The following is a 17,576-nucleotide window of genomic DNA, read 5'->3' on the forward strand; positions in this document are numbered from 1 at the left end:
GTTGACGCCCAAAACGGCCAACGCCATACATGTGACTATCAAACTGAGTTACTTCATAACGATCACTTCTATTTATTAAGCCGGCAAACCTCCGCCGAAGGGTTTTGTGAACATACGAGAACCTTAAATGCCTCAAGCTGCGTCTCAAGCGACTTGATCTTTACGTCCTGAGCCTCGATCTGTGCCTGCTGGTCCTTGACCGCGTTTACCAAGACGACACCGATGCGATCGTACTTGACGCCCTCGACCTCGCCTTTGTCGTTGTAGGTGACGAATCGCGGATCGATCTTTGCGATGTCTTCTGCACCGAATCCGACATCCTTCATTCCGCCGTCTTTCCAGTCGAAGGAGATCGGGCGAAGTTGATTGACAAACGATATGCCGGGTGAAAATCGACCGATGTTTGTTTTGTAACGCAAGCTAGAAGAGCAGGTTGATATCTGATTCAATGCGTTTCGGCAAAGCGCGGTCGCTCCGGCGGCGCCAAGCGTCGGTATCGCAACCGCATTGCTGTTGGTGTCAACGCTGAATGCGACTGTGGCATTAATCTCATTGAACAGAATAAAATTTCCGTTTGGAGCGGTGGTCGCCAACGACCACCGGTCAGTGTTTCCAAGACCCAGAATGAACCCTGAATTAATGTCCGATCTAACGGCCGCCCGCTGAATCCCGGTGCCCGCCACGTGAAGTTTCCACACTGGCGCGGTTGTGCCGATGCCAACATTAGTATTCGCCGCTGCCCCGTTTACGCCGCTGATGCTACCCAACACAAGCGAATTGCTTGCGCCAACCAAAGCAAATGAACCAATGGCCGTGGCGTTTGTGAGATTGCCTATACTGACATTCGCTGCGTTACCGACAATAGTATTGTTGGCGCCCGTCGTGTTCGCGTAACCAGCCGTATTTCCAAAGAACGAGTTGTTGGTGCCCGTCGTGTTCGCGTCACCAGCCTGATTGCCAAAGAACGAGTTGCTGTTGCCCACGGTGTTCGAGGCACCGGCAACCCTGCCAAAGAACGAGTTGTTGGCGCCCGTCGTGTTCGACAAACCAGCCTGATTGCCAAAGAACGAGTTGCTGGCGCCCCCCGTGTTCGAGCCACCGGCATTCCTGCCGAAGAAGGAGTTGCTGTTGCCCGTCGTGTTCAAGTCTCCGGCAAAAAAGCCAAAGAACGAGTTGCCGTTGCCTGCCGTGTTCGATTGACCGGCATTTTCGCCGGCAAAAAGGTTTTCCAAGCCCGCATTGCTCAAGATGCGACTGCCGCCAATGTTGTATTGCGTCGTTGCGTTGACGATGTTCCCGGAAAGCGTCCCGCCGGCAATGCCGTTACCGCTGATGCTGAAGTTTGAGGTCGCCTGCGATCCGGCGGTCTGATTTTGGATGTAGTTTGTCGAGCCTGCCGTCGGTGGCCGCGCGTCGGTCATTCGCGGGTCGGTCGTGACAACATACTGATTTGCCGCCACGCCGCCAAGTTGTGTGGCGTTTGTGGCGTTTGTCGCGGTTGCTGCATTCGTTGCGTTGACCGCATTTGTAGCGTTCGCGGCAGTTACAGCATTGGTGGCAGTATCTGAATTAATACTCTTTACCGCATATGGGGAGCTGTCCACCTGCTGTCTCGGTGCCAAAGTCGTAATGCCCGGTTGTCCGGCTAACCGGACCCTGATCTCAAGAAACCGCTTCGCTCCTGGAAACTGGCTGCCGAAATCCAGCTTGACGGTGAAAACACCATTAGCGACGGCCACTGAGTTGAGCGAGAGCGTCGACCCCAATTGAGCCCCACCCGAAACCGCATCAAACAAAGCGAACTCAAAATCATAGTTGCCGTTCGCCGCCGACGCCCCGTCCTTGAGACTGCCTTGATAGTTAAATTCGGTTGTCTGGGCAAAGATCGTCTCAACAAACAGGGCTGCCATCACCGCCATAGTGATCAAAAGCATTGCATTTCGCATTTTTAGGCCCTCCGTACAAATTGTCGTAAATCTTTTTCAATCGTACTCCTATTTCAAAAAAAATAACAAGCTGTAATCGGCGTCAGACTTGCGATATTGCAATTTTCGTCAGCACCTGCGGACTTCAGACGGTTCGGTTTTCAAAGCGCTTGCAGGCGGCTGAATGTTTATTTGCGTCGTGTGAACCGCCGCAAGTTGCCCGAGGGCATTATAGACCGCCCGGCCGGGAAATGCGTCACCAAATTGGTGTAGGTCGGAAGATACGGTGGCGGAACTAAAACCGGGCCGGTCTTTCTGTGCGGCTTCGGTCTGTGCATTCTGTGGTCATGCGTCTGTTATTCCGGAGACCACAGAAGACACAGACGAGATCCACAGAATTCACAGACAAGAACCACAGACAAGCTCCCGGTTTTCTTCTTTTCTTGTTTCGTGGTTCGAGATCTCCAGTGCAAATGCCACCGTCTTCGACGGTTCGGGCTTTGATCTGGCCGTGTCCCACATCTCACGATGTGGGCTTCATCAATTCCGTCGTCTTCGACGCCTCACGCGGGCCGGCTAAAGCCGGGCCCAGATGAATGCGGAATTCGGAATGATGAATGCGGAATCTGGACCGCCACCCTCCGAAACTCTGCAACTCTGCAACTCTGCAACTCTCGCAACTATCGAGACCTTCCATATCATCCATTTCATATTTTTCATCCATATCGTTCAGAATACCGTTGGCGGCAATCGGGTGATGTGCGAATATCGTCGCGTGACGAGAGTGACCAGACATTGCGACGCGGCTCTTACCTTTGAAGGCGGAGCCGTGCGTGGCACCGAAACGTTTCACGCGTTTCCGGCGTTCGCGATGTTCGCGACGTTCCAAGCGTTCCAGGTGTTCCAGGCGTTTTCGCGAACGCGCGATGCCTTAAAGAAACAGAACAAGCGGGTTAGAGTAAAGATATGAAGAAAAGAGATCTTGCATTGGCGGTCGGCGGCGGGCTTGCCGCGGCGGTGGCGGTAAAGATGTTGACGCGTGAGCGAAGCGCGAGTTGGGAGCGTGCCCGCGAGGTGCTGCCCCACAGCGACCGCTCGCGCTTTATCACGGTCGATGGCATTCGCATTCACATACAGGAATTTGGCGAGGCGGGTGACCCGCCGGTCGTTCTGATCCACGGCTACACGGCCTCGGCCTATGTTTGGAAGTCGGCGGCGCCGCTTATCGCCGCCGAGGGGTTCCACGTAATTGCTCTCGACCTCGTCGGTTTTGGCTATTCGGAAAAGCCACGCTGGTTCGATTACACGATCCCCTCGCAGGCCCGCATCGTCTCGCGGCTGATGGACCGGCTCGGCATCGGGAGTGCGACTGTCGTCGGGAGCTCCTATGGCGGAGCGGTCGCGGCAACTCTCGCGCTCGATTATCCCGGCCGCGTCGAAAAGCTCGTGATGGTTGATGCCGTTATCAATGACGACGCAAAGCGGCACCCCGTCCTCCGGCTTGCCTCGGTGCCCGGAGTCGGCGAGGTGATAACGCCGTTCCTCGTCGATTCAAAGGCGTTCCTCAGGCTGCGGATGCACAATACGCTCGCCCCGGCGAACCACCACATGATCACCGATGAGCGGGTAAGCAGCGTCCGGCGACCGCTCAAGGCCGCCGATGCGCACCACTCGGTGCTCGCGACCTCGCGCAATTGGCACGCCAAGCGGATCGAGAACGACGCCCACCTCATCGCCCAACCCACGCTGCTCATCTGGGGCGAGGAGGACCGCGTCATCCCGCTCGCAAACGGCATCAAGCTCTATGATTCGATCGTCCGCTCGCGGCTCGTCGTGCTAAAAAATTGCGGCCACGTCCCGCAGGAGGAAAAGACCGACGCCTTCGTCCGCCTCGTCGCCGACTTCTGCCACGACCGAAAAGGCCGAGTCGATCTCAAAGGGAGCGAGGATGCTTTCGAGAGGTTCGGGAGTTGACCAATGCGACGTTTTCTTTGGGGGGCCGCAGGATTCGCTTGGGGGGTCGGACATGGATTCCTTACTCTGCTCGTGACGGGCGGCGGGCACGGTAATTTTCTCTGGGTCTCTGTATTCTTGATGGGCTATATGTTCGGGTTGCTAGTTCCTGCCGCGGCCTTTGTTGTTGCAGACACGGGGCCGTTCTGGGCAAAGGTATCAGGCTGGTGCTCAGTGGCCCTGATCTTCGCACTGACTCTGTTGTCTTTGTTTATCTTGAGTCCTGGAGCAATCGAGGACGCCTATTTATCGTGGAGTCGGTCGCCTAGCCTATTCGTGTTTATGTCTGCTTTGCATTTTGTTCCGGTTACATTCTTTGCTATTCGCCTGGCGACTTTTGATTCAAATGGTGACACGGGACATGAGCTTACTCAGCTGGAAAATATCTGAAATGCCCCGTTATCGTCCACTCAAAAAGTCGGTCTTCGAGCCGGGCACCGCCGCCGATGTTGTGGATGATCAGGTATCGTTTGCCGGTAGGGTCGCGGCGGTTGGAGACAAGCCCGATATGGGTCGTGCCGCGTTCGTCGAGGTCCCACGAGACAACATCGCCGGGCTTAAAAGCGGCAGGCGATGTCGTTATCGGCAGCGACTTTCCCTTTCGGCGAAAATAGGCCTGCAGGTTTGGGACGCGTCGGTGGTCGATATTGGTGTCGGGCCCCGTGAGTCCCCACTTCTGCGGATACTCGCGAAAGTTTGCCCGCATGTCTTCGTGCACCTCTTTTTGCAGGTCGACGCCCGCCCGCCGAAAAGCGCGTATCACAACATCGGTACAAGCTCCGGTCTCGGCCGGCACGTCGCCATTCGGGTAGGCGATGCTGAAGTAGTCCTGCGTATATCCGGTCGTGACCTCGAGCTGCTCCTCGGCACTCGCAAGCAGCTTGCGGATCTTTGGGTTTGCGATCTCCGTGATCTCCGGCTCAGATCGTTCGCCCGTGGAAATACTCGGCACCCGCGCGTCGCCGACCTCGGCGCAGGCCGTAAACACGCACGCAGATGCGAGGAACAAGCTGAGAAAGGACACCTTCATGATTCGAATGGCCATCGCGGGTATTTTAACCTCCCGGTCAAGTTTCCGATGAGTTTTTAAGTGAGAACGATGCACAGCAAAGTTTACGCAAATGGCAAGATCGTGGAGCGGGGCGATGCTCCGCTCGCGAGCAGTGCGGGCTTGCTCTACGGCAAGGGCGTTTTTACGACCGTTCGCATCGAGGGCGGGCGGGCGTTTCTCTTTGAAAAACATCTTCGCCGTTTGCAGGCGAATGCACGTGCGATCGGGCTTGCGCCGGTCGATGACGCGGCGATCGAGTCGGCGCTTCAAGAGTTGGTTGCGGCAAATGCGGTCGCGAGCGGCCGGGCCCGTATTACGCTGCTCGATGCGAGCGGGAGCAGCATCTGGGGCGGGAGCGGCAGGGCCGCAACCGAGCTGCACATCATCACCGGCGATTTTCGGCCCGTGTCCGGCGAGATAAGGCTGGGCGTCTCGCCGTTCGCGGTCAACTCCGCATCGCCGCTTGCCGGCATTAAGTCCTGCAATTATCTCGAAAATCTTATCGCCGCCGAGGAAGCCCGCGGCCGCGGTCTCTCAGAGGCCGTCCGCCTCAACGAACGCGGCGAGGTGGTCTCGGGAGCGATGTCGAACATCTTCTGGCTCCGCGAGGGCGAGCTTTTTACGCCGTTGCTTCAGACGGGCTGCCTTCCCGGGACGGTCCGCGAATTGATCATTGAAAACTTGGAGTGCCGAGAGGTTGTGGCCGGGATCGGCGAGCTCGAATCGGCCGAGGCGATATTTCTCACATCCTCGGGCATCGGCATTCGCCCGGTCGCGGAGTTTGCCGGACGCCGTCTCGCCGCGGCAAACCACCCGGTGCTCGAGCTATGGCCCTTTTAAGCGCAAAAACACGAACACCGTCCGGCGGCGTTCGTGCGAGTGAGAACCGGAGTGGGCGGCAATTCGAATTTCGGCCTAGGCCGCTGTTTCGAAAAGTGCGAGGATCTGCTTGCCTTCGGTCGATTGCGGGTGGATCGTGCGGATGTGCTTTTCACCCTGCATTTCCCAAATGGCCGTTACCTCGCCGTCTTTCTCGACCGCCTGGTAATGCACATCTTCGGGGCTGGGCGTTTCTTCCGCGGCCTCGGCTGCCTGTACTGCTTCTTCTGACATCAATTGGAAATTGGTCTCCTGATCTTTGTTTTCTTGATCGACTTGTTTCTTTCGGGCAAACAAGAATCTTCGCACAACTTCGCGAACTATGTCGAGTCATAAACTTACGGTTTACGCTTTGGCGTAAGTTCATAGAACCAAAAGTCGTTGTTCGGCTGGTCTATCTTCAACTCGTCCGGCTTGCCGTTGCGGTCGATCGCAAAGGTTACAAAGCCACGCGGAAAGTTGTATGCGACCGAGGAACGCCAGCGGATCACGAACGTATCGTAGTGCCAGTGCTCGAGGTCAGCAACGAACCGCGGCGAAGGCAGAAACCGCATTACGAGCCTGCCGTTCTCTTCGCTGACGGTGATGTCGCCATAGAGTTTATCGCCATATGTGCCGGCGTAGTCGGCCAGCTTGAGCGTCGGCTTTGTGCCGGCGACGCGGGCCGCATCAACCCGCTTGGTCTCTTCTGCGGCGGCAGCCTTGGCTCTCTGAATGCCGGCAAGTGCTTCGGCGTTATAGTCGCGTTCGGGAGCGTCCGTAAAGATATCGATCATCTTGCTCCGCATTACACGAAAGGCCGGCGACTCGCTGTTCGTCAGGATAACGAATCCCGTGTTGAGTTCGGGTATCAGCACCGTGTAGGAGAGCATTCCGTCAAGCCCGCCGCTGTGCTCGACGATCTTGCGGCCGCGATAGTCGCTAACGAACCAGCCCATTGCGACGCCGCGAAACTGCGTCGGCGGGGTCGAGCGGTCGCGCGGTTCGGCGACCTGCTGAGCCATATAGGGCTGCCACATCTCCCAGCTTCGCTCGCGGCTGAAGATCTGCTTGCCCTCGAAGGTACCGCGGCCGAGCTGCGTTCTGATCCACTTGGAAAGATCGTTGACCGACGAATTGAACGCAGCCGCCGAGCTCGACCCATCCACGTTACCGCGGTGGAGCACACGCATCGAGCCGCCGGATTCGTTGTGCGGCCAAGCGGCGTTATCGGGCAGGTTGTTGACGCTGCAGGTCGTTCGGCTCATCCCGAGCGGGTCGAGGATGCGTTCCTTGACGAACGTACACCAGGGTTTGCCGGTGACTTTTTTGACCACCTCACCGGCCGCGATGAACATCAGGTTCTGATAGCCGTATCGCGTGCGGAAGCTCGAAACGGGCTTCAGGTGCCGGACGCGATCAAGGATCTCCTCTGGCTTATAGGTCGCCTCGTACCAGAGCAGGTCGCCACTAAATGTATCCAGCCCGACGCGATGCGTAACAAGATCGCGGATCGTCAGTTCGCACGTCACCCACGGGTCGTACATCTTGAACTCGGGCAGATATTTCGAGACCTTGTCGTCCCACTTTATCTTGCCTTCATCAACAAGTATCGCGAGCGTTGCCGTGGTAAAGGCCTTCGAGTTCGAAGCGATGGCGAATACCGTGTCGGCATCGACCGGCGAGTTCTTGCCAAGCTCGCGTTTGCCGTAGCCCTTTGCGAATACGACCTTATCGTCGCGGACAACGGCTATCGCCATTCCCGGCTGCTTTTGATCGGCCAGCACTTTCTGAGCATAGGCGTCGATCGCCGCAAGTTTCTGCTCGGTCGTTTGAGCGTAAGCAAACGAACAAAAACCGACGGCGATCACGAGAAACGAAACCAAGTGTTTTGCACGCATATGAGGCATTTTCTTCTCCACAAGTTGATGACCTCGCAATCGTATGCCTACTTCAAGCAATTTTCAAATCTCGTGAAGGTTCGCCGGGCGAAGAATAAGCTTCCAAAAATCCTCTGATTTCTGTATCCTTTGCCAACTATGTCGCCGATAGATATCACTCTCCTCCTGCTCGTGGTCGCGATAATTCTCTTCGCGACCGAGAAGCTGCCTGTCGATGTTGTCGGGCTTTTGCTGGTGATGGCGCTTGTGTTCACGGGTGTGCTGAGCGTCGGAGAGGCGGTCGCCGGATTCGGTAACGATATCATCATCACCATCGCCGGGCTTTTCATTCTTGTCGGCGGCCTGATCAAAACCGGGCTAGTAGATCTGATCGGTCGACGGCTTCACAAACTGGCCGGCGACAGCGAATTCGTCCTTACGGCACTGATAATGGCCACCGCAGCTCTTTCGGCCTCCGTTCTCAAGAACACGACAACGACCGCGATGTTTCTTCCTGTCGTCATTGGGCTCGCAGCAAAAGCAAAATTGCCGCCTTCAAAGCTGCTGATGCCGCTTGCCTTCGGCGCTATTCTCGGCGGAAGTTGCACACTCATCGGAACATCTACAAATCTCGCCGTCAGCGGAGCGATCCAGCGTTACGGCCTCGCGCCGCTTTCGATGTTCGAGCTGACGCCGGTTGGCATCGTAATGGTCCTGGTCGGTATCTTTTACATGCTTGTACTCGGCCGCCGAATGCTTCCCTCGGCCGGCGGCGGCGAATCGCTGACAGACCAATACAGCATTCGCGACTATATCTCGGAGTTAATGGTGCTGCCCGGCTCTCGGCTGATAGGCAAAACGCTTGGTGAAGCGAGTCTGGCATCCGAGCTCGACCTTGCCATCATCAACATCATCCGCGACGACGAAAAGCGCATTGCGCCCGGAGCAAATGAGCGGATCCGGATGGGCGACATCCTCATCGTCGAAGGCAAGATCAGCGAATTGCTCCGCGTAAAGGAAGAGGTCGGGCTCGAACTCCGCCCCGATTTCAAACTCAACGACCACGTGCTGGAGTATCAGAGCGTCGAGCTGTTCGAGGTGCTGATAATGCGTGACTCGGCCTTCGTTGGGCAAACGATGAAAACGCTGCGCTTCCGGCAGACGTACGACCTTACAGTGCTCGCCATCAACCGCCACGGCGAAACGGTGATCGACAAAATGAGCGATACGATGCTCAAGTTTGGCGATGTGCTCCTCGTTCAGGGCTCGCGGGACAGGATAGAGCCGCTCGTCGCCGATGGCGAGATACTTCTGCTCGAAGACCTCTCAGCAAAGAGCATGCGGCTTGAAAAACGCAAGTGGGCAATTGCCGCCTTTGCGTTGTTCCTCGCTCTCTCCGTTTCAGGAATCTTTTCGGGGATCACGATCCCACTCGCGATGGCGGTACTTGCCGGGGTTTTTCTTCTGCTTGCGACCAAAACGGTCCGCTACGCGGAGATGTATCAGCTCATCGATTTTCGACTTCTGGTGCTTATCGCCTGCATGATGAGCTTTGGCGTAGCGATGGAAAAGACCGGTGCTGATCAATACCTTGCCGGCCTGATCGAAGTTTATTTCGGATCGTTCGGGCCGGCCGCCGTGCTTGCCGGATTTTTCGTCCTGACCGTAGCATTGACCCAGCCGATGTCAAATCAGGCAGCAGCTCTAGTCGTTCTGCCGGTGGCGGTCAAAACGGCGGTCGCTCTCGGGTATAACCCGCGGACGTTCGTCATTGCCGTTACCCTCGCCGCATCCTTCTCATTCATCACACCACTTGAGCCGGCGTGTGTATTGGTCTATGGCCCGGGCCGCTATCGATTTATGGATTTCGTAAAGGTCGGGACGATCCTGACGATACTCGTGTTCGCTGTCTCGATGCTGCTCGTGCCCGTCTTCTGGCCATTTTAGTTCTGCATGGCCCCGAATATTTTTCGCAGTGAAAGTCCTCTGCTGATCAATATCGCAAGCCCGGTCATTGCCCAAAAGAGTATTCGGCCTTTCCGGATCAACGCAAGCGTTACGCCGATGCCGACGCCGATGCCTACCGTTTCCGCAACGAACTGTGCCCCGGCCTCATCGACCCCGATCAGGAAAGGAATCAGCTTAAAAACGATCGAGATCAACCGGCTGACGGATTCGAGCAGAAAAGCATTCAAGGCGGTCGCGCCTGTGTCCGTGATGCGGCTAAGGATGAATACGACCTCTAAAACGCCAAGGGCATGAAACGCGGCGTTGAGCAAACAGATGGGGATGACCCGGCTCGGGTGTCGCCGGTAATAGCCGAAGATCAGATTTTCGAAGAGGCGAACCTGAAGCCGCCCGGCCTCGAGCAATCGTGTCAAAATACCGCGCCGATAGAGCCACTCGCACGCCTCGCTCGCAATGTGCCACTGCCGCAGCACCAGCAACACGATAAGCGCTATCGCGGCGAGCAGTCCGACGATGAGAAGGTCGATGGTCAGTATCCAACCATCGTCGAGGTCAAAGGTGCGTAGAAACGTGAATGCCCCGAGCATCAGGAAGACGCTCGTCGTTACGCTGTAGAAAAGATTCTCGGTCGCGACCGATGAAAGCCCGACGACCAGCGGCACTTTCCGCCGGACCGCGACGGCCTTGGCCGTTCCACTGATGACGATGCCGAGCGGGATCATGCTGCTCAGAGCTTCGCCGATCAGCACCGCCGGCACCGTGTCCCGCATCTCAAGCCGGTAAGGCTCGTAAACCGAAAGCTTCCACGAAAGCGACCGGATGAGAACCCGGACGAAATAGATCGCAAGAATGACGGCAAAACCGAAAAACCCAAAGCGGCGAACATTTTCGGCTATCTCGGCGAGCCCAACCGAGTAGATAAAATACGTGAACAAGAAGATTCCCGCGACGGTAAGCACTCCCGCCGCGATCATCAAAGATCTGCTTCTTTTCCGCGACTCTCTCTTAGGTTCGCTAATTTCGGTTTGTTCAGGATCCACCAGTTAGCTTAAGCGTGCTCGGAGCAAACTACAATGCTAACTTCCAGCCCTGGTTTCAGCAAACAAAATTTAAGTTCATGTTTGGCTTCCGTCTCATTCCAATTCACAAACAGGAAGCGAATCAGATGATGTGTAAAGGTCATAGCCGAACAATGTTGCCGGGTCGAGTCGGTTCTTGAGCCCGCGTCCGGGCGAGGCCGAATCGCGGATCTCGAAATGTAAGTGCTCGTCCTCGATCGACGTAAAGCCGGAGGCATTGCCCGTCTTGCCCGTTAATCCGAGCACCTGCCCGCCGTCGACGACCATGCCCTTGGTCACATAGGTTTGCGATAGATGCGCATAGAACGCATAAAGCAGAGTTCCGGGGGCGAGCGGGCTCTCAAAACTCATGCACACCTGCATACCATAATCGCCTGTATCGGGCTTCACAAATTCGACCACGCCGTACTCGACCGCCTTGATCGGCGTGCCGACCGGTGCCCAAAGGTCCCATCCCTGATGCGGCCGCGTACCATTATTCCTTACCATGCCGAAGCCATTGTTCGGTAAGCCCCGCCTGATCTCCATGTTGTCTAAAGGGTCAAACATATTTGCTCCTTGATAGTTATCGGCCTTCGATCTTGATGCCAAGCGAGAACGCTCCCTCGGCCAGCTTATTGGCTCCGGCTACGCCGATCAGAATGCTATACGGCGAACCGACGGATATGAACTCGATCTTGCGTGTGCCATCGTCCTTGTTCGTAACCCTTCGTCCGCTGGCAAGGTTCGCGTAGATCGGATATTTGGCCTCGCACGAGATCGCGGACGTGATCGAGGGCGGTGCGGCGGTCTCGGCAGCTCCCTGGCGAAGCGCGTATAGGTTTATTGCCGCTCCATCTTTCGGCACCAATGTAAGCGTGATCCGCGAAGCGGCAGGCATTGCGATCCGGTAGAAAACATGATTACCGTTGAACATCTCGAACCGCGTGCCGGGAAAGCATGCGACCGAACTACGCTCTGCCCACGTGAGCGGTATTACCTTGCCCGTTTTCAGATTCCCGTCGATCTGTCCGGCGTTTGAATTGGCCGGCATTGTGACTGTGGTAACTGCAGTGCGCGAATCGGGCGTCTGTGCGGGTACTGTAATGGCTGCACCAAAGATAATGGCAGTTATGAGCGTAATTGTGGTCGTTGTAAATCTTTTCATCTGTGAGGTTTCTCCTTTGTAATTCTCTTGCGTGTTGATCTATACGTCGCGGCGACATCGGCCTACCAAAACGGATTCCAGTCCCATCCGCCGCCTTTCTGTAATTCGCCTTCCGGGTTGTAGATCTCTTTCAGGCTTTTCCAAAGCTGTCCTTCCGTGACGCCTTGAGCATGCCGCAGCGAGTGTATCTGGGCTAGCTGATGCATTCGCCCCAGTGCGATAGCGTTCACCGCACGGATCGAATCTGCAAAATCCGGCAACTTGGCCGAACTAGTGACGTTTCCGAGGACCTTTTCGCCGGCCATGACCGCTAGCTTTTCGGCCAATGTCTCGGCCGCTTCGCGAGCCGAACCCGGCGGCAAAAGGTCAGGCAAGATTAGAATAAATGGGCTGGCCGCCAGAAACATCTGAAGCGCGACGCCCAGTTCACCGACGGCCTGCATATCGGTTATTGTTTTCCTACAGCATGAGGGTAATGGTTTTGTTGACATAGCTGTGCTCCTACCGTTTGGCCTTGGTCGACGGCACGTGAAAAGGCTCTCCCTTTGTCGGCACTTTCCCTGCGGACGCTTTGCCTTCGGTTGAGGTCCACGGGACGCCGTAGAACAGCCCGTCATTCGGCAACGGCAGAAGCCTGTGGTCGAGTGAACTGCCGCCCGCCGGGATCTCGGTGTCGATGAGATAGCCGTTGAAGTTAAGGTTCACATTGCCGTTTGCTTGTTCGGGGTGCGGGACGGGCATTCCGTCGCTTCCGACGGTCCATCGAAAGGTCCGAATGGTTTCACCGTTTATACGGATCGAGCATTCCCAATTGCCGCGTCGGTCCGACATTCCGATACGGTTATTTGACGAATCGCTGCGACGCAGCATCGGCAGCCTTACTTGATAAAGGCTAAACGAGACTTCGTCCATATATTCACTTGCCCCTTTATACTCCGGAGCCAGACGATCAGTGTAGATGCCGGTCTCAACTCGCATCAAGCGAAGCCGAGAGCCATCTGCATTCTCGCCCGAACCAGGAAAGTTGACCGGGGTTCCGTTTACCGAACATCGTGTAACGGCCTGCTGAAGACGCTCGACCTGTTTCTTTGTCGAGATGTTGAAATAGATGTCGACCTCGCTATTGAAATAGCTATCGCCGCTTATGCGGTAATACGTCGGCGAAAGCTTCGATCCGACGATCGGCCTTATGAAGAGGATCGCTGCGGGCATTTCGGCGTGTCTTTGGATGTAATAGTGCGGAACGTCAGTCACCGGGGCCGTCGCGAGGCCACGAACACGCGTCGCTTCGCGAACGTCGATCTTGAACGTGCGGAGTAGCTTCTCCTCGTCGGTGCTTCCATTAAAGAAATAGACTTTCACGTCGAGCTTGCCGGTTTCCTTGATGACCTTCGTCTTATCTGCACAGCCATATTGATCTGTCATCACGTAGTCATCGCCTGGGTTGCGCTGGTCGCGCGGAGCCTGATCCTCGGCTTTTCTATAGACCGTGCCCTCGCACCTGATCTTCGTCAGATCCTTTCCGGCTTTGCTGACAACAACATTGAAACCACTCCGGTTCGGAACGGTTCCGAACATTCGCAGATGTGAAGTGAGGTGCCAGCCAATACCGACCTGTCGTCGTGCCGCTGCGCTATGCTCCTGCAGCGGTTCGGCATCAAAGAAAGTAAAGCCATCGTCGATAACCAATTGCCGATTCGCGTTTGAGCCGGACTGACTCTCGGTAGCTTTACCGACATCTTCTTTCTTAGGAACTCCGACCTTTGGCAAACGCAGCCTTATCTGGCTTACCAGCGGTGTGGGCAGCAATGTGAGGATGATGAAGAATGTGAGTGTTGCAATTTTCATTTTGTTTATTACTTAACGTTTGCTATCTGCGGGCCTATTTGCCGCAGCTTGTTTTTAGGGTGTGTTTTCCTTTATTCGCTTCAGCCCTGCAGCGAGCTGCGCAATTCCTTGTCACGTATTCGAGAATCCCTTTATCCTCAATGACGGCATCTTCTCTTGTAGGTTTTCGTTTCATCTTCCGCTCAAACTCGGCGGCAGCATCTGAGGCCAGCCAGTCACGTACCATCCCCTTGGCCTTTTCGTCTTCGTCGAGGCAATACCTATTGCATGCATTCAGCCCTGCCTGTTCTTCATTCTTGGCTTTCCCGACATAGGTCTTTCCACCCGACACGACCGTGCCTTCACATGCCGAATCGGCCGCACTCGGTCCGAGACAGCCAAGTGAAACGGTCAGCAAAAGTGCAAGGGCCAAAGGTAAATTGTTGATCCTTTTCCAGCTTTTCATCTTGTTCCCTCCTGATATCTGGTCTACTTCGGAATACTCGGATACGCGATCCCTTTCTTCGGAACTTTCGCGGCCGCGGCCTTGCCTTCAGTTGTTGAAAGCGGGATGCCATAAAAAATACCCGCGGTCGGCATCGGCAGCAGCCGTTCGTCGATCGAGCTCCCGCCTGCCGGTATCTCTAATTCCACGAGGTAAGTCTTGTTGTAGAGATTGATGTTTCCGCTTCGCTGCTCAGGGTGTTGAGCTATGTTTCCATCAGAACCTACCTCAAATCGAAAGTTGCGATACGCCTCGCCGTTCTCGACCAGGCTGCACTCCCATTTTCCGGGCGTGCCGGAGACGTTGAATTTTCCGGAAGCGTTCCCTACCGAAAGCGGCAGGATCGCGTTCAAGTACGTGAACGTTATCCGTTCGCTGAATCGCGGGTCGTTCCTCTGTGCGAGTGCCGATTCAAAAAAGTATGCCGCCGATGACGGTCGGCGCAGGTCAACGCTATCGACCTGCAGATTCACCTTTTGCCCGTTGGCACTGCATCGGAGAAATGTCTTGTAATAGGTCCGCTTGTCGGGTGTGATCGGGAAGTGTATCGAGATCGTCCCGCGACTTGCATCATCGGCATATTTGAACGGTTTTTGCGCCAGTGCACCCCCGTAGTGGTAATTTCCTCCGGCGTGCATTATCCCGAATGGAGCCTCGGCATGTCGCTGAATTAGATACTCCGCAACGCCGGGATATTCGCTCCCTTTCGGGCCTTTTATGTTCGGCAATTTGTGGACATCGATCTTGTGTTGGCGTACAAGCTTTTCGGCATCGGTCGCTCCGTCAACAAACAGAACATCGACATCCATCTGCCCGATCTCCTTAATTGGAGACGATTCGTTCGAGCACGGCTTGGTCTGCATAAAGTCTTCAATTTCATCAGCACCCCGACGAGCTCTCAATTGAATATCGTCTGCTTTTTTGTAGACCCATCCGCCGCAAAAGAACTTGCCGAGTTCCTTTCCGCCTTTCTTTATCACCAAGCGAAAACCGCTATTTTCCGGGAAGGTCCCGATCAGTCGAAGAGATGGCTTCAAGAACCAGCCGACATCGATATCACCTGTGTTTTTCGGATTCCGCCCCTTTGCAGGTTCGGCGTCAAAAAATGTAAAGCCATCGTCCATGACCATCTGCCTGTTTGTAGTGGTCTGTCTTGCTGCAGATGAGGTTGGCGTCGCTGTGGATTCCGCGTTCCGTTCGCTCGACATCTGCGGCGTCGTCGGTCTTGCCGGTTGTGACTTTGCCCGATCGATCGACGGCACGCGGACCGGGAACTGAGCCGAGGCGAAGGCAGCCAAGGCAAATGACAAAATGAGTAGAATGGTGAAGTTTCTTTTCATGTTTATTTCCCTAATGTTCGTAGTTCTTTACTTCCGCGGCACCGGATAAGGGTCTCCCTTCTTAGGAACCCTGGCGGCCATTGCTTTTCCTTCCGCCGTCGCCCACGGGATCCCGTAGAAAAGGCCCCCATTCGGCATCGGAAGCAGACGCTTGTCCAGCGTGCTGCCGCCGGGCGGTATCTCTATGTCGATCAGGAAACTTTCAGTGGCGAGATTGACGTTGCCGCTTCGCTGCTCGGGATGTGGAACAATGGTTCCGTCGCTGGTCACATCGAATCTAATGGTTCTAAAGACCGTGCGGTCTTTGTCGCCAATGATCCTGCACTCCCATTTTCCCGGAGCTTTTGTTACCTCAAAGGCTTTGCCGAAATTGCCGTTAAGTGTGAGCGGCAGTTGGGCATTCGTTCTGTCAAACCTAATGTAGTCGCGGTAAACAGCACGGTTCGCCGTCCGCCCGGAAAGAAATGCGTTAAAGATCGGACCATGGTTGAAATTGACAATGGCCTCGCCGAGATCGACCGGCGAGCCGTTCACAGAACACCGCAAGAACGGCGAATAGCCGAAGACATCATCGGCATCTTCCATCGGCGAAAAGAACGTGTGAAGAAACAAGACGCCATTAGCTTGCCGCGTAAGATATGCGACCGCAGCATCGGCGTGACGATGAATGTAAAAATCGGCGGCTGCATCGTCGGCTTTCGCAGCTCGGCGGACGTCGATCTTGTATTTTCTAGCCAGTGTCTCCGCACCTGAGTCGCCGTCGATGAAATAGACCTCAACATCCATTGGGCCCGTCTCAGCGATCGACTTAGTGCGGTCATAACAGGCCTGGGTCTTCTTCCCTGTACCGCCGGCAAGCTCGCAACGGTGCGAGTATAGTTCCTTAGCGCCCTTCTTTACCGAAAGGCGAAGTGCGCTCCGCCGCGGCACATTTCCCAACATTTCGATATTCGGGATCAGGTACCAGCCGATGTCCTTATGGTTCTGGGTAACTGTCGCCGCGGTGAAGTCTGTCGCGGCGTCATTCACAACTAGTTTCTGATCAACTGTTTCAGCCGCAGGCCGCGTCGGTGCCGTTCCATCCGTGGTTGCTGTCGAACTCGCCTGTGTTACCGGTTGCGTTTTGGGCGACACGATCGGCCGGTTAACTCGCGGGACGCGGACCGGGAACTGTGCCTCGACAAAAACCAAAGGCACTGAAATGAAAAAGAGCAACAAAAATACCGTGGATCTCATTAGGTTGGATTCTCCCCCTGTACTGTCTGTTAACTGCTAAATGTCCTTTATCGGCTTTGCTACGGCTATCTTCCGCTTGCCAGCCCTTCGCGAAACTCAATTAGTGCCTTTTCATCATCGGAACCAACCACATGGCACAAAACCGGCGCTTTGTCCGGCCAATTGCAGAACGCAACACTCTTGGTGTTTCCGTTCTCAAAAGCGGCGTTGATGGTGCCGTCTTTGACGCGGATCTGCTCCGTGACCTTGGCGCCGCGTGCCCGTTCGCGGCCGATCATCCTTCCGAATTCGACCGTTGCCCGGGCCCGATGCTCCATCTCGGCGACTACGAATAAAACCGTCTTGCCATTGGCCGTATAAACCCCTTTGACCTCGCCCAGCGAATTATTGAATGCACGATTCGATTGCTGCGGTATAACGTTCTGCAATGCGAAACCGCCGATGGTCGGTTTTTGCTTGATCGCTTCGATCAGAGCTTCGGTCTTGTTTCCTGAAGTGGTCGTCCGGCTGGCCGTAGCTGGGGGTTCCGGTGACTGTGTGGCCGTCGGCCTGGTCAGATCCGATTCTCGTACCGACGACTCGGAAACTGTTGCACGACTCGTGTAGAGAAAGATGCCGACTGCCCCGGCTATTATCAATGCCGCGAACACGAGAATCACAACACCGACAATGGCGAGAATGATGAACGTGGCATTCGAGGACTTGCCGGTTTGAGGATCAGAATTCATATTAGGACCAAAGTTTTTT

Annotated in this window: 18 protein-coding genes; 5 read left to right on the plus strand and 13 right to left on the minus strand. The window is 55.5% G+C overall.

All coding sequences use genetic code 11. The features are described 5' to 3' along the window. Positions 1-68: 68 nt before the first annotated feature. Positions 69-1,934 (minus strand): tail fiber domain-containing protein, encoded by a 1,866-nt coding sequence (locus IPM21_05605; GenBank protein ID MBK9163380.1) that lies wholly within the window; start codon positions 1,932-1,934, stop codon positions 69-71. Positions 1,935-2,517: 583 nt separating this feature from the next. Between IPM21_05605 and IPM21_05610 the strand changes: the two genes are divergently transcribed. The 3 genes from IPM21_05610 to IPM21_05620 are packed head-to-tail and all read left to right on the plus strand — an operon-like array spanning position 2,518 to position 4,328. Next, entirely contained in the window at positions 2,518-2,895 is a 378-nt protein-coding gene (locus tag IPM21_05610) for a hypothetical protein (GenBank protein ID MBK9163381.1), read from the plus strand. Then, the gene (locus IPM21_05615; GenBank protein MBK9163382.1) at positions 2,892-3,899 is read left to right on the plus strand and encodes an alpha/beta hydrolase; all 1,008 of its coding nucleotides are present in this window, start codon (positions 2,892-2,894) and stop codon (positions 3,897-3,899) included. The genes IPM21_05610 and IPM21_05615 overlap by 4 nt, the downstream gene beginning before the upstream one ends. Before the next feature lie 3 nt (positions 3,900-3,902). After that, positions 3,903-4,328 carry a hypothetical protein gene (locus IPM21_05620; protein MBK9163383.1) on the plus strand — a complete coding sequence of 142 codons (426 nt, stop codon included), beginning with the start codon at positions 3,903-3,905 and terminating at the stop codon, positions 4,326-4,328. Here IPM21_05620 and IPM21_05625 read toward each other — a convergent pair. Then, positions 4,306-4,968 (minus strand): DUF1287 domain-containing protein, encoded by a 663-nt coding sequence (locus tag IPM21_05625; GenBank protein ID MBK9163384.1) that lies wholly within the window; start codon positions 4,966-4,968, stop codon positions 4,306-4,308. The two genes, IPM21_05620 and IPM21_05625, sit on opposite strands and share 23 nt — an antisense overlap. Before the next feature lie 69 nt (positions 4,969-5,037). Here IPM21_05625 and IPM21_05630 point away from each other — a divergent pair, with 69 nt between their 5' ends. Next, positions 5,038-5,829, plus strand: a complete 792-nt coding sequence (locus tag IPM21_05630) for an aminotransferase class IV (GenBank protein MBK9163385.1) — start codon at positions 5,038-5,040, stop codon at positions 5,827-5,829. A 75-nt stretch (positions 5,830-5,904) separates the two neighbouring features. Here IPM21_05630 and IPM21_05635 read toward each other — a convergent pair whose 3' ends face one another. Both IPM21_05635 and IPM21_05640 read right to left on the minus strand, forming a co-directional pair. Next, positions 5,905-6,102 (minus strand): hypothetical protein, encoded by a 198-nt coding sequence (locus IPM21_05635; GenBank protein MBK9163386.1) that lies wholly within the window; start codon positions 6,100-6,102, stop codon positions 5,905-5,907. Between the two features lie 104 nt (positions 6,103-6,206). After that, the gene (locus IPM21_05640) at positions 6,207-7,748 is read right to left on the minus strand and encodes a serine hydrolase (protein MBK9163387.1); all 1,542 of its coding nucleotides are present in this window, start codon (positions 7,746-7,748) and stop codon (positions 6,207-6,209) included. A 138-nt stretch (positions 7,749-7,886) separates the two neighbouring features. Between IPM21_05640 and IPM21_05645 the strand changes: the two genes are divergently transcribed. Beyond that, the gene (locus tag IPM21_05645; GenBank protein ID MBK9163388.1) at positions 7,887-9,674 is read left to right on the plus strand and encodes an SLC13 family permease; all 1,788 of its coding nucleotides are present in this window, start codon (positions 7,887-7,889) and stop codon (positions 9,672-9,674) included. Here the strand turns inward: IPM21_05645 and IPM21_05650 are convergent. From IPM21_05650 to IPM21_05690, 9 genes are all read right to left on the minus strand, one after another. After that, positions 9,671-10,669, minus strand: a complete 999-nt coding sequence (locus IPM21_05650) for a flippase-like domain-containing protein (protein ID MBK9163389.1) — start codon at positions 10,667-10,669, stop codon at positions 9,671-9,673. The two genes, IPM21_05645 and IPM21_05650, sit on opposite strands and share 4 nt — an antisense overlap. A gap of 159 nt (positions 10,670-10,828) precedes the next feature. Next, positions 10,829-11,323, minus strand: coding sequence for a M23 family metallopeptidase (locus tag IPM21_05655; GenBank protein ID MBK9163390.1), 495 nt, complete (start codon positions 11,321-11,323; stop codon positions 10,829-10,831). A 16-nt stretch (positions 11,324-11,339) separates the two neighbouring features. After that, positions 11,340-11,921 carry a hypothetical protein gene (locus IPM21_05660; protein ID MBK9163391.1) on the minus strand — a complete coding sequence of 194 codons (582 nt, stop codon included), beginning with the start codon at positions 11,919-11,921 and terminating at the stop codon, positions 11,340-11,342. A gap of 62 nt (positions 11,922-11,983) precedes the next feature. After that, the gene (locus IPM21_05665) at positions 11,984-12,412 is read right to left on the minus strand and encodes a hypothetical protein (protein ID MBK9163392.1); all 429 of its coding nucleotides are present in this window, start codon (positions 12,410-12,412) and stop codon (positions 11,984-11,986) included. 10 nt (positions 12,413-12,422) lie between these two features. Then, entirely contained in the window at positions 12,423-13,769 is a 1,347-nt protein-coding gene (locus tag IPM21_05670) for a hypothetical protein (protein MBK9163393.1), read from the minus strand. A gap of 34 nt (positions 13,770-13,803) precedes the next feature. Beyond that, entirely contained in the window at positions 13,804-14,214 is a 411-nt protein-coding gene (locus IPM21_05675) for a hypothetical protein (protein ID MBK9163394.1), read from the minus strand. 23 nt (positions 14,215-14,237) lie between these two features. After that, a complete protein-coding gene (locus tag IPM21_05680; protein ID MBK9163395.1) occupies positions 14,238-15,593 on the minus strand; it encodes a hypothetical protein in 1,356 nt (451 codons plus the stop codon). A 27-nt stretch (positions 15,594-15,620) separates the two neighbouring features. Beyond that, a complete protein-coding gene (locus tag IPM21_05685) occupies positions 15,621-16,829 on the minus strand; it encodes a hypothetical protein (GenBank protein MBK9163396.1) in 1,209 nt (402 codons plus the stop codon). 65 nt (positions 16,830-16,894) lie between these two features. Then, positions 16,895-17,557 carry a hypothetical protein gene (locus IPM21_05690; protein MBK9163397.1) on the minus strand — a complete coding sequence of 221 codons (663 nt, stop codon included), beginning with the start codon at positions 17,555-17,557 and terminating at the stop codon, positions 16,895-16,897. Positions 17,558-17,576: the final 19 nt, after the last annotated feature.

This window comes from Acidobacteriota bacterium (assembly GCA_016716435.1).
Lineage (GTDB): Bacteria > Acidobacteriota > Blastocatellia > Pyrinomonadales > Pyrinomonadaceae > OLB17.

Coding starts and splice junctions, on each gene's coding strand:
- IPM21_05620 (MBK9163383.1), top strand. CDS start 3,903: ATGCGACGTTTTCTTTGGGGGGCCGCAGGATTCGCTTGGGGGGTCGGA.
- IPM21_05635 (MBK9163386.1), bottom strand. CDS start 6,102: ATGTCAGAAGAAGCAGTACAGGCAGCCGAGGCCGCGGAAGAAACGCCC.
- IPM21_05605 (MBK9163380.1), bottom strand. CDS start 1,934: ATGCTTTTGATCACTATGGCGGTGATGGCAGCCCTGTTTGTTGAGACG.
- IPM21_05630 (MBK9163385.1), top strand. CDS start 5,038: ATGCACAGCAAAGTTTACGCAAATGGCAAGATCGTGGAGCGGGGCGAT.
- IPM21_05665 (MBK9163392.1), bottom strand. CDS start 12,412: ATGTCAACAAAACCATTACCCTCATGCTGTAGGAAAACAATAACCGAT.
- IPM21_05655 (MBK9163390.1), bottom strand. CDS start 11,323: ATGTTTGACCCTTTAGACAACATGGAGATCAGGCGGGGCTTACCGAAC.
- IPM21_05660 (MBK9163391.1), bottom strand. CDS start 11,921: ATGAAAAGATTTACAACGACCACAATTACGCTCATAACTGCCATTATC.
- IPM21_05640 (MBK9163387.1), bottom strand. CDS start 7,748: ATGCGTGCAAAACACTTGGTTTCGTTTCTCGTGATCGCCGTCGGTTTT.
- IPM21_05675 (MBK9163394.1), bottom strand. CDS start 14,214: ATGAAAAGCTGGAAAAGGATCAACAATTTACCTTTGGCCCTTGCACTT.
- IPM21_05625 (MBK9163384.1), bottom strand. CDS start 4,968: ATGAAGGTGTCCTTTCTCAGCTTGTTCCTCGCATCTGCGTGCGTGTTT.
- IPM21_05670 (MBK9163393.1), bottom strand. CDS start 13,769: ATGAAAATTGCAACACTCACATTCTTCATCATCCTCACATTGCTGCCC.
- IPM21_05690 (MBK9163397.1), bottom strand. CDS start 17,557: ATGAATTCTGATCCTCAAACCGGCAAGTCCTCGAATGCCACGTTCATC.
- IPM21_05615 (MBK9163382.1), top strand. CDS start 2,892: ATGAAGAAAAGAGATCTTGCATTGGCGGTCGGCGGCGGGCTTGCCGCG.
- IPM21_05610 (MBK9163381.1), top strand. CDS start 2,518: ATGAATGCGGAATTCGGAATGATGAATGCGGAATCTGGACCGCCACCC.
- IPM21_05680 (MBK9163395.1), bottom strand. CDS start 15,593: ATGAAAAGAAACTTCACCATTCTACTCATTTTGTCATTTGCCTTGGCT.
- IPM21_05645 (MBK9163388.1), top strand. CDS start 7,887: ATGTCGCCGATAGATATCACTCTCCTCCTGCTCGTGGTCGCGATAATT.
- IPM21_05685 (MBK9163396.1), bottom strand. CDS start 16,829: ATGAGATCCACGGTATTTTTGTTGCTCTTTTTCATTTCAGTGCCTTTG.
- IPM21_05650 (MBK9163389.1), bottom strand. CDS start 10,669: ATGATCGCGGCGGGAGTGCTTACCGTCGCGGGAATCTTCTTGTTCACG.